Raw genomic sequence first — 15138 nt, forward strand, 5'->3', positions numbered from 1 at the left:
ATTTTTTTAATTATTCATAATAATCGAATAATAATCGAATAAAATCAATAAAACTTCGCAAGTTGTTCTTTGCTTCAATTTTGCTTTAGTATTTTTATGTTTCATTCCATTGAAACATATATATGTCCGTAGAACCAAAATTAGTCAGATTCAAGCAAAACGTATTGTCAAAATATCAAATATACAACAGTATATTTATGACCTTACCGTTTGATACCATTACCAAAACCGGTGTTTTATTACCGCTATTTCATGAAACCTGCGAAAAGGGTTTTAAGAACGGCGACGACCCTACAACCATTGTAGACACCTTCTTTAAAAAATATCAGGCACGCCGCAGTAAACAAAGTCAGATTAATTTATTGTTTCGTTTTATTCAATATATAGAGCGTCAGGTGGTACTTTTTGATGCCATTGAAGATGCTGCCTTCCCGATCGTGAATAATATGGAAGGTATTGGTACGCTGCGAAACTTAAAGGAAACCGCCAACTCAGACAACCGTTTGGAAGAATTACGGAATTATTTGGAAGAATTTAAAGTACGCATTGTACTAACGGCGCATCCAACACAATTTTATCCAGGTTCGGTTCTGGGAATCATTACGGATCTGTCTGCAGCGATCAAAGAAAATAATCTTATTGATATTAATAACCTCTTCGGACAATTAGGTAAAACGCCATTCTTCAAACGCGAAAAACCAACGCCGTATGATGAAGCTGTAAGTCTTGTTTGGTATTTGGAGAATGTATTCTACAAATCCTTCAGTGAGATCTATAATTACATTCAACAAAATATTTACGACGATCGTAAACGTCATAACGAGATCATCAATATTGGTTTTTGGCCCGGTGGCGACCGCGATGGAAATCCATTTGTAAAACCGGATACAACCATAAAGGTAGCGAGAAAGCTCAAGCAATCCATTCTTAAAAAATACTATGAGGATCTTAAAGATCTACGACGCAAACTGACTTTTAGAGGTGTTGAAGATCGCATCGTTAAGCTGGAAACTATCATGTATCAGTACAGTTTAAATCCGGATGCCGAAGACATGATCAGTGCCCGCGATCTCGTTAAAGAGTTATTGAGTATTCGAGATCATATTGTGGAAGAACACCAGTCGTTATATTACTCTGAGATCAACATGGTAATCAACAGAATTCATCTCTTTGGCTACTATTTTGCTTCGTTGGATATTCGTCAGGACAGTCGTATTCACGATGCTGTTTTCAATACGGTTATTGATCATTTAATAAGCACCGGAACCTCATCGTTCCCAGATAATTATCACGATCTATCGGAAGCGGAACAGATCGAAATACTTTCAAAAGCTGATGACGATATTCCTGATCTGGATGTTTTTGAAGATGAAATGGTTGTAAACACTTTAAAGACTATCAGATGCATCAAGGATATTCAAAACTCCAATGGAGAACGTGGTGCAAATCGTTACATCATCAGTAATAACCAAACAGCACTTAACGTGATGCAATTATTCGCCATGTTGAAAATTGCAGGCTTTAAAGATGAGCTTACCGTTGATGTGGTACCTTTATTTGAAACCATTACCGATCTGGAAAATGCACCTGCCGTAATGGAACAACTTTACACCAACCCGGCTTATAAAGCACATTTGGCAAAACGCGGAAACAAGCAAACCATCATGTTAGGCTTCTCCGATGGTACTAAAGATGGTGGATACCTCATGGCTAACTGGGGCATTTTTAAAGCGAAAGAATTGCTCACTGCCATGTCGCGTAAATATGATATTACCGCTATTTTCTTTGATGGTCGTGGCGGACCACCGGCCCGTGGTGGTGGAAAAACACATCAGTTTTATTCCTCATTAGGACCAACCATTGAAGACAAAGAAGTTCAAATTACCATACAGGGACAAACCATTAGTTCCAATTTCGGAACTCTGGATTCGTCGCGCTACAATCTGGAACAACTAATAAGTTCCGGTCTCTTTAATCGCTTTAGTAAGAACAGAATCCCAATGTCTGATGAAGATCGAGAGGTGATGAACGACCTGGCAGAAACCAGTTATCAAACGTACAAGGATTTCAAAAATCATCCGATGTTTATTCCGTATTTGGAACGTATGAGTACCTTAAAATACTATGCAAAAACAAATATTGGTAGTCGTCCTTCAAAACGTTCAAAATCCGATAAACTCATTTTCTCTGATCTCAGAGCCATTCCTTTTGTAGGCTCCTGGAGTCAGTTAAAACAGAATGTTCCCGGGTTTTTCGGAGTGGGTACAGCCCTCAAGAAATACGAAGACAATAATGAATTCGACAAAGTAGAGCAGCTTTATGCCAATTCGAAATTCTTTAAAACCTTGTTGGAGAATAGTATGATGTCGCTTACTAAATCCTTCTTCGACCTTACCAAATATATGGCCGATGATCCTGAGTTTGGTGACTTCTGGAAGATTATTTTTGAAGAATATAAGACTTCAAAACGTTTGCTTCTGAAAGTTACCGGTTACAAAGGTTTAATGGAAAATGAACCTGCCGGAAAAGCCTCGATCGATGTTCGTGAATCTATTGTTTTGCCTTTGTTGACCATTCAGCAATACGCCTTAAAACGTGTTCAAGAACTTAGCCGTGAGGAAAACCTGGATACGGAACAGTTGGCTATTTTTGAAAAAATCGTAACCCGATCATTATTTGGTAATATTAACGCCAGTAGAAACTCGGCTTAAAAGTTTAGTCCCATTTTTTAGATAGAATTGATTATCTTGATTGCATTAATCAAGCCAACCAATTTCTAATGAAACATTTTTTCTCTTTACTACTGGGATGCCTTTTGAGTGCTTCCGTAGTTGCTCAAACTACCTTGTCCCAAGAAACACAATCCTACGTTTCACATCCTCGTGGCCTTTATGTGCTGCAACATGCTAGCATTGTTGACGGTACCGGTGCGGCTCCGAAGACCGATCAGGATATCATCATTCATGGTGAAATTATCGAGGCTGTTGGCCAGAATCTAGCTGTACCTGAGGGCGCTACCATTATTGACATGACCGGAAAAAGCGTCATGCCAGGTATGGTGATGTTACATGAGCATTTATTCTATCCGAAGGCTACTCCTGGAGGCACCTTTGGCGTGAATGAAATGAGTTACAGCTTTCCTAAATTATATCTGGCGGGTGGCGTAACTTCCATGCGAACCGCCGGAAGCATCATGCCGCAAACCGATATTAATTTGAAGAATTTTATTTTGGAAGGCAAGGTTCCCGGTCCGAAGATCGATGCCACAAGTCCGTTCCTGGATCGTGAGGGATTGGGGATTTTAGAAATTTCACCATTAAAATCAACTCAGCAAGCCATTGAAGCAGTTAACTTTTATGCCAATATGGGTTCCACGTCGTTCAAAGTATACAATTACATTACGCGCGCCGATCTGAAAGCCATCAATGAAACTGCCCATAAACGCGGGTTTAAGGTTACGGGGCATTTATGTTCCATTACCCATCGTGAAGCTGCTGATCTTGGAATCGATAACCTGGAACACGGTTTTATGGCAAGCAGTGATTTTATCGAAGACAAAACCCCTGACGAATGCGAACCTTTCAAACAACACAAATCGCTGTTGGATCTTCCTGTGGATTCTCCGAAAATGAAAGCCCTGATCCGGCATCTTGTAGATAAAAAAGTAGCGGTGACCTCAACCATTAATGTTTTTGAACCATATACCGGACGGGAAGTCGTTCCCGGTGGCGGTCTGCAAGCACTTTATCAGGACGCTCGGGATAAAGTGTATCGCCGTTGGGCAAGTAAACAAAATCGGGATTCTCTGGATTATGTGCTTTTCAATAAATCTAAAGTTTGGGAAAAGGCTTTTCATGATGCGGGCGGTTTATTGGTTGCAGGAACAGATCCTACGTACGACGGCCGTATCGTGGCAGGATATGCCAACATGCGCTTATTGGAGATCTTTGTTGAAATGGGTTTTAGTATTCCTGAAGCCGTTAAAATATGTACCTTGAATGGCGCCACCTATTTAGAGCAAGCTGATACCATAGGAACTATTGAACCCAACAAAATAGCCGATCTGCTCATTCTTGATGAAGATATTAGTAAAGACATCCGTGCCATCCGCAGTATTAAAACCACCTTTAGAAACGGCATAGGCTATAGTTCTGAAAAGTTATTCAGAGCTGCCGATGGTAAGGTTGGAATCCGCTAAAAACAGAAAATAATTCCAAAAAAAAAGGGTGTTTCAATTGAAACACCCTTTTTATATCCACTGAACTTTATAATTAATGTTCGTTCAAACGGAAGTCGGGATAGGCATCCATACCATGTTCGTGAACATCGAGACCTTCGAGTTCTTCTTTTTCCGAAACGCGAATGCCAATTGTTTTCTTCATTACAAAAAAGATGACAAAAGAGGATGCGACACAAATGGCACCATAACAAAGTACGCCTATAAGCTGTGTAAGGAACGAATGCTCCGAAGAGAAGACCCCAACGGCAAGTGTTCCCCAGATTCCACAAATTAAATGAACTGCAATAGCTCCTACCGGATCATCCAAATGGATCTTATCAATAAATGCCACAGCAAGTACGATCAGGATTCCCGCGAAACCACCTATAAGAATGGCTGTTTCCGGCGACATTATATCGGCTCCTGCTGTAATACCAACGAGTCCTCCTAGAATACCATTTAAGAACATCGTAAGATCGAGGTTCTTATACATAATTGTCGATGTGATCATGGCCACTACACCACCTGCCGCAGCAGCTAAACAGGTATTTACCAAAGTTAATGAAGTAAGTTCAGGATCGGCTGATAAAACGGAGCCTCCGTTAAACCCGAACCATCCTAACCATAAAATTAAAACACCGGCCGTTGCCAAAGGAATATTATGACCGGGAATCGCCTGAGGTTTACCATCCTTGAATTTTCCGATACGTGGTCCTAAAAGCCAAACAGCAACCAGAGCTGCCCATCCTCCAACAGAATGCACTAAAGTAGAACCTGCAAAATCATAAAAGCCCATATCGTCCAGGAAACCACCGCCCCATTTCCAGGAACCTGCAACTGGGTAAATGAGTCCTACATAAAGAATGGTAAAAAGCATAAAGGGTCCTATTTTAATACGTTCGGCTACGGCTCCGGACACAATGGTGGCAGCAGTGGCAGCAAACATCCCCTGGAATAAAAAGTCGGTCCACCAGGTATATCCACCATTGGCATACATGGGCGTCATCCCATTTTCAGGTGGTGTGATCCCGGGAACGATAGATCCTAAATAACCATTGAATTCTCCGGGATACATTAAATTGAAGCCAATTAAATAATAGAGCAACAGCCCAACGGTGATAATAAAAATATTTTTGAATAAAATGTTAATCGTATTTTTCTGTCTTGTTAATCCGATCTCGAGAAATGCAAAACCGGCGTGCATAAAAAACACGAGTGCTGTACAGATCATCATCCATACATTGTTTGTTGTAAATAATTCCATAATGTTAGTTAGTTGTTAATTTTAGAGAAGCTATTTTAGGGTGACGCCTCCTTTTTCACCCGTTCGAATGCGATATGATTCCTTAATATCAGAAACAAAGATCTTACCATCGCCAACATCGCCTGTAGCAGCCGATTTGAGGATGGCATCAATTGTGGTTTTTTCAAAGTCGTCATTAACAACAATGGATAAAAAGCGGCGCTGAATATCGCTGGTGCTGTAAGAGATACCCCGATAAACATGACCTTCTTTTTCATTTCCAACTCCGGTAACATCCCAGTAGGAAAAAAAGTTTACACCAACGGTATGCAAGGCCTCTTTTACCTCGCGATACTTGGATTTTCTGATAATCGCTTCAATTTTTTTCATGATCATTATATTTTGTTAGAAACTAAAAATAAGAAAAAAATATTTTGAAAATCCTGTGAGGCTTTTAATAATAGAACAAAAAAAGAAGCCCGCACAGGGCGGGCTTTCTTCAATATAATTAAGATAAAACTAAAGATTAAATAGCTTAGTGTTCATTCAATCTGAAATCAGGATAAGCTTCCATACCATGTTCATGGATGTCAAGTCCTTCAACTTCTTCCTTCTCAGAAACGCGAAGTCCGATAGTTTTCTTAAGAATGAATAAAACAATAAATGAGGTGATTAATGACCATGCTCCGATACCGAATACACCGGCAGCCTGAACACCTAATTGTCCAAATCCTCCGCCATAAACTAAGCCACCATCAAGAGCGAAAACACCAACTAAAAGCGTTCCCAGAGCACCGCAAACACCGTGAACAGAAACCGCTCCTACCGGGTCATCAACTTTAAGTTTTTTATCAACAAACTCAATAGAGTAAACTACAACGATACCACAGATCAATCCGATAATTACAGCACCGTAATTGTCAACAGCGGCACAACCGGCAGTAATACCAACCAATCCGGCTAGAGCACCGTTTAAGGTCATAGAGGCATCAGGCTTTCCGTATTTTGCCCAGGTTAAAAATAATGAAGCCATAGCACCTGCTGCTGCAGCTAAATTGGTTGTGATGATGATGTTAGAAACATGATTAGCACTTTCACCATTAATAGCCAACTCTGAACCACCGTTAAATCCGAACCATCCTAACCACAGGATGAATACCCCCAGGGCTCCAAATAAGATACTGTGACCCGGAATTGCATTTGATTTTCCATCGGCTGAATATTTTCCAATTCGCGGACCTACCAATGCCGCAGCAATTAATGCAGCCCATCCTCCTACAGAGTGTACTACTGTTGATCCTGCAAAATCAATAAATCCCAGGTCGGTTAACCAACCATCACCTTGCCATACCCAGTGGCCTGAAACAGGATATATAAGTACGGTCATGATAAAAGAGAAAATTAAATAGGTTGAGAATTTAGTTCTCTCAGCAATAGCTCCGGATACGATCGTAGCTGCCGTGGCGCAGAATACGGTTTGAAAAAACAGGTTATGCATTTCTCCGGGAGCATTGTAAAACAAGGTTGGGATTCCTATAAAAGATCCTAAATCATCTCCATACATTAACGTATATCCGATTAACCAGAACCCAAGTGACCCTATACAGAGGTCCATTAAGTTCTTCATTACAATGTTAATTGTGTTCTTAGATCTGGTGAATCCAGTTTCTACGAGTGTGAATCCTGCTTGCATAAAGAATACTAATATACCAGCTACTAAGATCCATAGGATGTCTAAAACACCATTGATGTTTTCTATTCCTTTTACTACTTCTTCCATAATTTCTTAAATTATTTTTAGTTGTTTTATTATTTTAGAGTGTCACCACCTTTTTCTCCAGTTCTGATTCGGTACGATTCCAGTATATCCGATACGAAAATCTTTCCATCTCCTACGTCACCGGTGGCACCAGACTCAAGAATAGCCTTGATAGTTTTTTCGGCGAAGTCATCGTTAACTACGATGGATAAATATCGGCGCTGAATATCACTGGTGCTGTAAGAGATTCCGCGATAAACATGACCTTCCTTTTCATTTCCTAATCCGGTAACATCCCAGTAAGAGAAAAAGTTTACTCCTACACCATGAAGAGCTTCTTTTACCTCACGGTATTTTGATTTTCTGACTATTGCTTCAATTTTCTTCATAATAATGATATGTGTTTTATTTAATTAAGATTTTTTTAGAACGAGTAGATCGCTGCTAAAGTAAATGCAGCTAAGCTATCAGATGGAACACCATCATTGTTAATAAACGTTCCGTATAAACCACCAGTAGCATCTGTTAAAGAATCTAATCTTATTTCGGGCTTAATGATTAAATTTTCTACTGTATAACTTCCTGTTAAGGTTAAACCTAGCGCACTTGGCTCTACTGGTCCTCCGTGTAAAACAAAGTACTCCCCTCTTAAACCAATACTGAAATCATCAGAAGTAGCTATCTGCGGGTATAATGCAGCGCCATAAAATCCTGAACCATCATTATCATTATATGCAGCATTGATTCCTAGATAGAAAGAGTCAGTTAAGTCAAATCCTCCTGTATAATCAATTTCAAAACCTAGACCACCATGTTTACCACTGTCATAATATAGATTAAGGAATTGACCTGAGTATCCTAATTGAGCTCCAAGAGCATATTCTCCTGTGAAAGAAACGTCGTTAGTATCCCAAGGATTGGTTACCGCTAACATTAAGCTAAAATCATCTCCTAGTGTAAAGTCAGCCTTTAAACCCATGTGAGAAAAAGGACCACTGGAAAAAAGGTATGAACAGCTGTAGTTAAAATTACCGGCTGGTGCGATTACCTCATAGCCTAAGAAAGTATTCCATCTACCAAATGTTAAGGTAGTACCTTCAGATACATTCCAATAAACATAAGCTTGATTTACAATACCGTCAACAATGTCAGTATTAAAAGTAGCACCTGCACCTCTTGGTCCAGTTACTAAATCAAGTACAGCACCTACTTTTTCACCTTCATAGGATACAATAAGATTAGCCATACCAAGAGCGAAACCAGACTTTCCGGCAAAAGCAGTACCAAAAGTAGCACCTTCATTGTCAGGAGCAGTTAAATAGGTTTGATAATAGGCATCGACACTACCACTTACTGACAAAGCAGATTTTTCTTCTTCCTGGGCAAATAGGGTAGTTGCAACTAAAAGCATTGAGAGTGTTAAAATTTTCTTCATAATGTTCAATTTTAGTTATTAATTTTTTGTTAGTTATCAATTCGAACGGGGTAAATCTATATTAAAAACTTTTAACCCCCATAAATTTTGGGGGTTAATGACTTACTTTTATTGATATTTCATTTTTACCCCTATTTTTTTAGAGGTATTAACAAATTATTTAGATTTTTTGTTATTTCTACAAACTTAAAAATTGAATTATTGTCAGTTTTCTGGATTTTTTACTGCTATTATTTCTAAGATTTAAATGATTTCCTGCTTTAAATTCACATTTCTTTATTTCCTATTGAAAATTCCTTATTGAATATTTAATAATAAATGGCCTATATATTATTAGAAAAACATTTTAAACTTCACTTAACTTAAAAAATCGAAATAATGAAATTGCCTCCATTGTAATTCATAAACAAGGTTCTATCTTTATCCTTCAACTCAAATTTTAACTCATTAATTTGTTGATTATGCTGAAGAAACAAGGACTTTATTTGCCTGAATTTGAACATGAAAATTGTGGGGCTGGGTTTATTTGTAATCTCAAGGGTGAGAAAACAAATCAAATCATCCATGACGCCTTGGAAATACTGGTGAAATTAGAGCACCGGGGTGGCGTTAGTGCCGATGGAAAAACAGGTGATGGCGCCGGTCTTTTAATTGATATTCCACACGACTATTTTGTACGCGTTTGCGATTTTAGTTTACCCGCACCCAGAGCCTATGCTGTTGGTATGGTTTTCTTACCCAAAATACCTAATCAACACGAGTTTTGTAAAACCATCTTTGAAAAAGAAGTTACCCTTCAAGGGTTGAAGGTTTTAGGTTGGAGAAAAGTACCTGTAGACTCTTCGCATCTCGGAGAAATCGCATTGGCAAGTGAACCTACTATTGAACAGATCTTCATAGGAAAAACAGAAGATATTGACGATGCCACATTTAAAGCCAAACTGTATGCTGCTCGTAAAATAACAGAACACACCATTAGAAATTCTAAAATTTCTGAAAGCAGCTATTTTTATATCCCCAGTTTATCAACAACCACCTTAATATATAAAGGCATTATCATGCCTGAAGATATTGGTCCTTATTATACCGATCTTCAACAGATCGATCTGGTAACGCGTTTAGCTTTAGTGCATCAACGCTTCTCAACCAACACCATGCCTACTTGGGAGCTCGCTCAACCATTTCGCTACATGTGTCAAAATGGTGAGATCAACACGCTTCGGGGTAATGTAAGTCGTATGCGTGTGCGCGAGGAGATCATGAAAAGTGATGTTTTTGGTCCGCAGATCGAAAAATTATTTCCTATCATTTTACCCGGAAAATCAGATTCTGCATCCATGGATATGGTTGTTGAATTATTATTACATACCGGACGATCCTTACCGGAAATCATGATGATGATGATTCCCGAAGCCTGGGAAAAGCACAATACCATGTCCGAAGATCGTAAAGCGTTTTACGAGTATAATGCCTGTATTATGGAGCCCTGGGACGGGCCTGCGTCTATACCTTTCACTGATGGTGATTATATCGGCGCTTTATTAGATAGAAACGGCTTGAGACCATCCCGATATACGGTAACAAAAAGTGGTAAAATTATCATGTCTTCTGAAATTGGTGTGGTTGATTTACCACCGGAAGACATCGAAAAACATGGTCGATTGGAACCGGGGAAAATGTTCCTGGTTGATATGAATGAAGGCCGAATTATTGAAGACGAGGAGATCAAGGATAAAATTGTATCCGAACGTCCTTACAAGAAATGGCTGGATAAATCGCGCTTGCATTTAAAAGAAGTGCCGTATACAAATACTACCTGCCCGATTGAAACCATAGATATTAAAACACGTCAGCGTTTATTCAATTATACTTTTGAAGATATTCAGGAAGTCATTACCCCGATGGCGGTTAATGGTAAAGAAGCTTTGGGCTCCATGGGAACCGATACGCCGTTAGCGGTGCTTTCGGATAAACCACAAATTATTTCCAATTATTTTAAACAATTGTTCGCTCAGGTTACCAATCCGCCATTGGATGGTATCCGTGAAGAAATTGTAACCGACATTAGTTTGAATCTAGGTAAAGACCGCAATATTTTTAGTATTACCGATAGACAATGTCGCAAACTACGCATTCAAAATCCGGTGATATCAAATGCCGATCTGGAAAAGATCAGAACCATTGAGATAGATAGTTTTAAAGCAGAGACCATTGAAATTCTGTATAAGAAAGCCAATGGTTTAAATGGATTGGAGGATGCCCTGGAAGATATTATCAAACAGGTTGAAAATGCCCTGGCTCGTAAAACAAATATTATCATTTTGTCCGACCGCGGTGTGAACAAAGAGTTCGCTCCAATACCTGCGCTATTAGCCTGTTCGTATGTTAATCATCAAATGAACCGTTTACGCAAGCGTTCCTATTTCGATATCATCATCGAATCTGCAGAACCTCGTGAACCGCATCATTTTGCTACCTTATTTGGTTATGGTGCCAGTGCCATCAACCCTTATATGGTAAACGAGATCATCAGAATGCAGGTTAAAGAAGGTTTCATAACCGGTATGGATGAACAAAAAGCCGTGGATAATTTCAACAAAGCTATCGGAAAGGGATTGTTGAAGATCATGAATAAGATCGGGATTTCTACCCTCCACTCCTATCGTGGTTCCCAGATCTTCGAGATCGTTGGCTTTAATTCTCAATTTGTTGAAAAATACTTCCCTTATACAGCTTCAAGAATTGAAGGTATTGGCTTGTATGAAATTGAAAAAGAAATTACGGAACGCTACAAATACGCCTACCCGGATAATGCCATCGACAAACGTTTAGGCTTGAATATTGGTGGCGATTATCGTTGGAGACGAAATGGTGAACGCCACATGTTTAACCCTACTACAGTTGCGAAATTACAGCAAGCTGTAAGGTTGAGCGATCAAAAAAGTTATGATGTATATGCCAAGGCCATAAATGAACAATCTGAAAACCTAATGACCATTCGTGGTTTATTTGAGTTTGATAATTTAGACCCGATTCCTATTGAGCAGGTAGAACCCTGGACCGAAATTGTAAAGCGTTTCAAAACAGGCGCGATGTCTTACGGATCTATTTCCCGGGAGGCACATGAAAATCTGGCCATCGCGATGAATCGTATTGGCGGAAAATCCAATTCCGGCGAAGGTGGTGAAGATCGTAAACGCTTCCATCCGGATATGAATGGCGATAGCCGTAACTCAGCCATTAAGCAGGTAGCCTCAGGCCGATTTGGTGTAACGTCACATTATTTAACGAATGCCAGAGAAATTCAAATTAAAATGGCACAAGGTGCGAAACCTGGTGAAGGCGGGCAACTTCCCGGTGAAAAAGTATTGCCATGGATTGCCGCTGCCCGTAATTCAACGCCTTTTGTTGGATTAATTTCACCACCACCACATCACGATATTTATTCTATTGAAGATTTAGCACAGCTTATTTTTGACCTGAAAAATGCTAATCGAGATGCGCGAATTAATGTGAAATTAGTTTCCGAAGTTGGTGTTGGAACTATTGCCGCCGGAGTTGCAAAAGCAAAAGCCGATGTGGTTCTTATTTCCGGTTACGACGGAGGAACCGGAGCATCGCCTTTAACTTCGTTGAAACACGCCGGTTTGCCCTGGGAACTTGGTTTGTCCGAAGCTCAGCAAACGCTGGTTCTTAACAATTTAAGAAGTCGTATCGTAGTAGAATGTGACGGTCAGTTAAAAACAGGACGCGACGTGGCTATTGCCGCTTTACTTGGCGCTGAAGAATTTGGTTTTGCCACGGCTCCTCTGGTAGCTTCAGGTTGTATCATGATGCGTAAATGCCATTTAAATACCTGCCCCGTAGGTATTGCTACGCAAGACAAGGAGCTACGTAAGAATTTTAAAGGAACCCCAGAACATGTGATCAATTTCTTCTACTACATTGCTGAAGAATTGCGGGGTATCATGGCACAATTAGGTTTCAGAACGCTTGCTGAAATGGTAGGTCAAACACATAAGATCAATGCGAACAAAGCCATAAAACACTATAAAGCCAAAGGTTTAGATCTTTCAGGCATTTTACACCGTCCGTCAGCATACAGCCAAATGACGGTTAGAAATACAGAAAAGCAAGAACATCATCTTGAAAATGTTCTGGATTTCACCATATTGAAAGATTCTCACCGCGCCTTGTACCGCAAAGAAAAAATGACGCTAGAATATCCTATTCGCAATGTCAATCGTACTGTTGGTGCTATTGTGAGTAACGAGATTTCTAAAATTTACGGTCACTTGGGCTTACCTGAAGACACTCTGAATCTTAATTTCACAGGATCAGCAGGACAAAGTTTCGGAGCTTTCGGAGCTCATGGCTTAAGTTTTACGCTTTCAGGAAACACCAATGACTATTTAGGTAAGAGTTTATCCGGAGCAAAAATCATTGTGAAAAAACCGGAAGGCGCCACCTTTATTGCCGAAGAGAATATTATTGTTGGTAATGTTTGTTTGTTCGGTGCTATTCAGGGTGAAGCCTATATTAACGGTATTGCAGGGGAGCGTTTTGCTGTTCGAAACTCCGGGGCACGCGCCGTTGTAGAAGGTGTTGGCGACCATTGTTGTGAATACATGACCGGTGGTCGTGTGGTGGTTCTTGGTAAAACCGGACGTAATTTTGCCGCCGGTATGAGTGGTGGTATTGCCTATGTTTACGATCCGAACAAGAAGTTCGTAAACGGCCTTTGTAACATGGAAAGTATCGAATTTGAAACCATCACCGAAGACGATGCCAAAGAAATGAAAGGGCTTATTGAAAATCATAAATTATATACCAATAGTCATTTGGCAGAACGATTACTATCTGATTGGGATACAAGTTTGAAAAACTTCGTGAAAGTGATGCCAACAGAATTCAAACGTGCTTTAGAGCGTATTGAAAATGAAGAACCAATGGTGGAAGAATTAACAACCGCATAAGATCATGGGAAAAGTAACTGGATTTAAAGAATTTGAAAGAGAAGATGAGCACTACGCTCCTGTTGAAGAGCGGGTGAAAAACTATAAAGAATTTACCATTCCGATGAAACCGGAAGAGGTATCAAAACAAGGTTCTCGCTGCATGGATTGTGGTATTCCATTTTGCCATAGCGGTTGCCCCCTTGGAAACTTGATACCGGATTTTAATCACATGGTACATCAGGGCGAATGGCAAAAAGCCTCATGGATTTTACATTCCACGAATAACTTTCCGGAATTTACCGGGCGACTATGTCCTGCTCCTTGTGAAAAATCTTGTGTTCTGGGAATTATTGAAGACCCTGTTTCGATAGAAAATATTGAAAAAAACATTGTAGAGCGCGCCTTTAAGGAAGGATGGATCAAACCACAACCACCTAAAGAACGCACAGATAAAACGGTTGCTGTCGTGGGCTCCGGTCCGGCAGGCTTAGCAGCTGCGCAACAACTGAACAGAGCCGGCCATACCGTAACTGTTTTTGAACGTGATGATGAAATCGGAGGTCTTTTACGCTACGGTATTCCGAACTTCAAAATGGAAAAAGAGATTATTGATCGCCGACTCGCAATACTTCAGGCTGAAGGCATCAAATTCGAAACCAATGTTAATGTTGGTGTTAATTACGATGTGGAAAAATTACAAGCTTTTGATGCTATTGTTCTTTGTGGCGGTGCCACTGAACGACGTAGCCTTCCAACTCCGGGCATTGATGCCGATGGTGTGGTTCAGGCGATGGACTTTTTAACTCAGCAAACCAAAGTGTTATTTGGTAAGAAAGTTGAAAACCAAATTAAAGCGACTGATAAAAACGTGATTGTTATTGGGGGTGGAGATACCGGTTCGGATTGTATTGGAACTTCAAATCGTCACGGAGCAAAATCGGTGGTGAATTTTGAAATTATGCCCAAACCTCCCGGGCATCGTTCGCCAACAACACCTTGGCCGTATTGGCCATTACAACTAAAAACCTCTTCATCACATGAAGAAGGTGTAGAGCGCAATTGGTTAATAAATACTAAGGAATTCATTACAGATGATAAAGGCAAATTGACCGCTTTAAAAACGGTAAACGTAGAATGGAAAACGGTTCCCGGTGGACGACCTCAACTTGTTGAAGTTCCCGGAACTGAAAAGATCTGGCCTTGTGATCTTGCCCTGTTAGCACTGGGATTTACAGGTCCGGAAAGCACCTTAGCTGATAAATTAGGTATTGAAACCGATACCCGCTCTAATTATAAAGCGGAATATGGAAAATATCAAACCAATATACCAAACATTTTTACGGCCGGCGATATGCGTCGCGGACAGTCTCTAATTGTTTGGGCCATTTCAGAAGGTCGTGAAGCAGCAAGACAAGTAGATATCTTTTTGATGGGTAAATCAGATCTGCCTTCAAAAGATATGACAGGCGATCTTGTAGCCTTATAAAATTATATACTCTGGAAATAAATGGTGATAAAAGCGAT

9 protein-coding genes are annotated in these 15138 nt (G+C 40.0%); 4 read left to right on the forward strand and 5 right to left on the reverse strand.

Annotated features, from left to right (window positions below; genetic code table 11):
* Positions 1-122 precede the first annotated feature (122 nt).
* Both ABD682_RS02220 and ABD682_RS02225 read left to right on the forward strand, forming a co-directional pair.
* Positions 123-2711: a phosphoenolpyruvate carboxylase gene (locus ABD682_RS02220; protein ID WP_344738540.1), complete on the forward strand. Its 2589-nt coding sequence runs from the start codon at positions 123-125 to the stop codon at positions 2709-2711.
* 68 nt (positions 2712-2779) lie between these two features.
* Positions 2780-4198 carry an amidohydrolase family protein gene (locus ABD682_RS02225; RefSeq protein WP_344738542.1) on the forward strand — a complete coding sequence of 473 codons (1419 nt, stop codon included), beginning with the start codon at positions 2780-2782 and terminating at the stop codon, positions 4196-4198.
* A 73-nt stretch (positions 4199-4271) separates the two neighbouring features.
* Here ABD682_RS02225 and ABD682_RS02230 read toward each other — a convergent pair whose 3' ends face one another.
* The 5 genes from ABD682_RS02230 to ABD682_RS02250 all read right to left on the reverse strand — a co-directional run bounded on the left by ABD682_RS02230 (position 4272) and on the right by ABD682_RS02250 (position 8656).
* Positions 4272-5483, reverse strand: a complete 1212-nt coding sequence (locus ABD682_RS02230) for an ammonium transporter (protein ID WP_344738544.1) — start codon at positions 5481-5483, stop codon at positions 4272-4274.
* Positions 5484-5513: 30 nt separating this feature from the next.
* Positions 5514-5852: a P-II family nitrogen regulator gene (locus ABD682_RS02235; RefSeq protein WP_344738546.1), complete on the reverse strand. Its 339-nt coding sequence runs from the start codon at positions 5850-5852 to the stop codon at positions 5514-5516.
* 145 nt (positions 5853-5997) lie between these two features.
* Positions 5998-7242: an ammonium transporter gene (locus ABD682_RS02240; protein ID WP_344738548.1), complete on the reverse strand. Its 1245-nt coding sequence runs from the start codon at positions 7240-7242 to the stop codon at positions 5998-6000.
* A gap of 29 nt (positions 7243-7271) precedes the next feature.
* Positions 7272-7610, reverse strand: a complete 339-nt coding sequence (locus ABD682_RS02245) for a P-II family nitrogen regulator (protein ID WP_344738550.1) — start codon at positions 7608-7610, stop codon at positions 7272-7274.
* 35 nt (positions 7611-7645) lie between these two features.
* Entirely contained in the window at positions 7646-8656 is a 1011-nt protein-coding gene (locus tag ABD682_RS02250; protein WP_344738552.1) for an outer membrane beta-barrel protein, read from the reverse strand.
* Positions 8657-9117: 461 nt separating this feature from the next.
* Here ABD682_RS02250 and gltB point away from each other — a divergent pair, with 461 nt between their 5' ends.
* A complete protein-coding gene (gene gltB / locus ABD682_RS02255; protein ID WP_344738554.1) occupies positions 9118-13632 on the forward strand; it encodes a glutamate synthase large subunit in 4515 nt (1504 codons plus the stop codon).
* Positions 13633-13636: 4 nt separating this feature from the next.
* Positions 13637-15100, forward strand: coding sequence for a glutamate synthase subunit beta (locus ABD682_RS02260; RefSeq protein ID WP_344738556.1), 1464 nt, complete (start codon positions 13637-13639; stop codon positions 15098-15100).
* Positions 15101-15138: the final 38 nt, after the last annotated feature.

The sequence above is a fragment of the Gaetbulibacter aestuarii genome (assembly GCF_039537665.1).
Taxonomy (GTDB): Bacteria; Bacteroidota; Bacteroidia; order Flavobacteriales; family Flavobacteriaceae; genus Gaetbulibacter_A; species Gaetbulibacter_A aestuarii.

What these genes read in the sequence shown, in the direction of transcription:
- ABD682_RS02220 (WP_344738540.1), top strand. Translation starts at nt 123, where the DNA reads ATGTCCGTAGAACCAAAATTAGTCAGATTCAAGCAAAACGTATTGTCA.
- ABD682_RS02240 (WP_344738548.1), bottom strand. Translation starts at nt 7,242, where the DNA reads ATGGAAGAAGTAGTAAAAGGAATAGAAAACATCAATGGTGTTTTAGAC.
- ABD682_RS02235 (WP_344738546.1), bottom strand. Translation starts at nt 5,852, where the DNA reads ATGAAAAAAATTGAAGCGATTATCAGAAAATCCAAGTATCGCGAGGTA.
- ABD682_RS02250 (WP_344738552.1), bottom strand. Translation starts at nt 8,656, where the DNA reads ATGAAGAAAATTTTAACACTCTCAATGCTTTTAGTTGCAACTACCCTA.
- ABD682_RS02225 (WP_344738542.1), top strand. Translation starts at nt 2,780, where the DNA reads ATGAAACATTTTTTCTCTTTACTACTGGGATGCCTTTTGAGTGCTTCC.
- ABD682_RS02260 (WP_344738556.1), top strand. Translation starts at nt 13,637, where the DNA reads ATGGGAAAAGTAACTGGATTTAAAGAATTTGAAAGAGAAGATGAGCAC.
- ABD682_RS02230 (WP_344738544.1), bottom strand. Translation starts at nt 5,483, where the DNA reads ATGGAATTATTTACAACAAACAATGTATGGATGATGATCTGTACAGCA.
- ABD682_RS02245 (WP_344738550.1), bottom strand. Translation starts at nt 7,610, where the DNA reads ATGAAGAAAATTGAAGCAATAGTCAGAAAATCAAAATACCGTGAGGTA.
- gltB (WP_344738554.1), top strand. Translation starts at nt 9,118, where the DNA reads ATGCTGAAGAAACAAGGACTTTATTTGCCTGAATTTGAACATGAAAAT.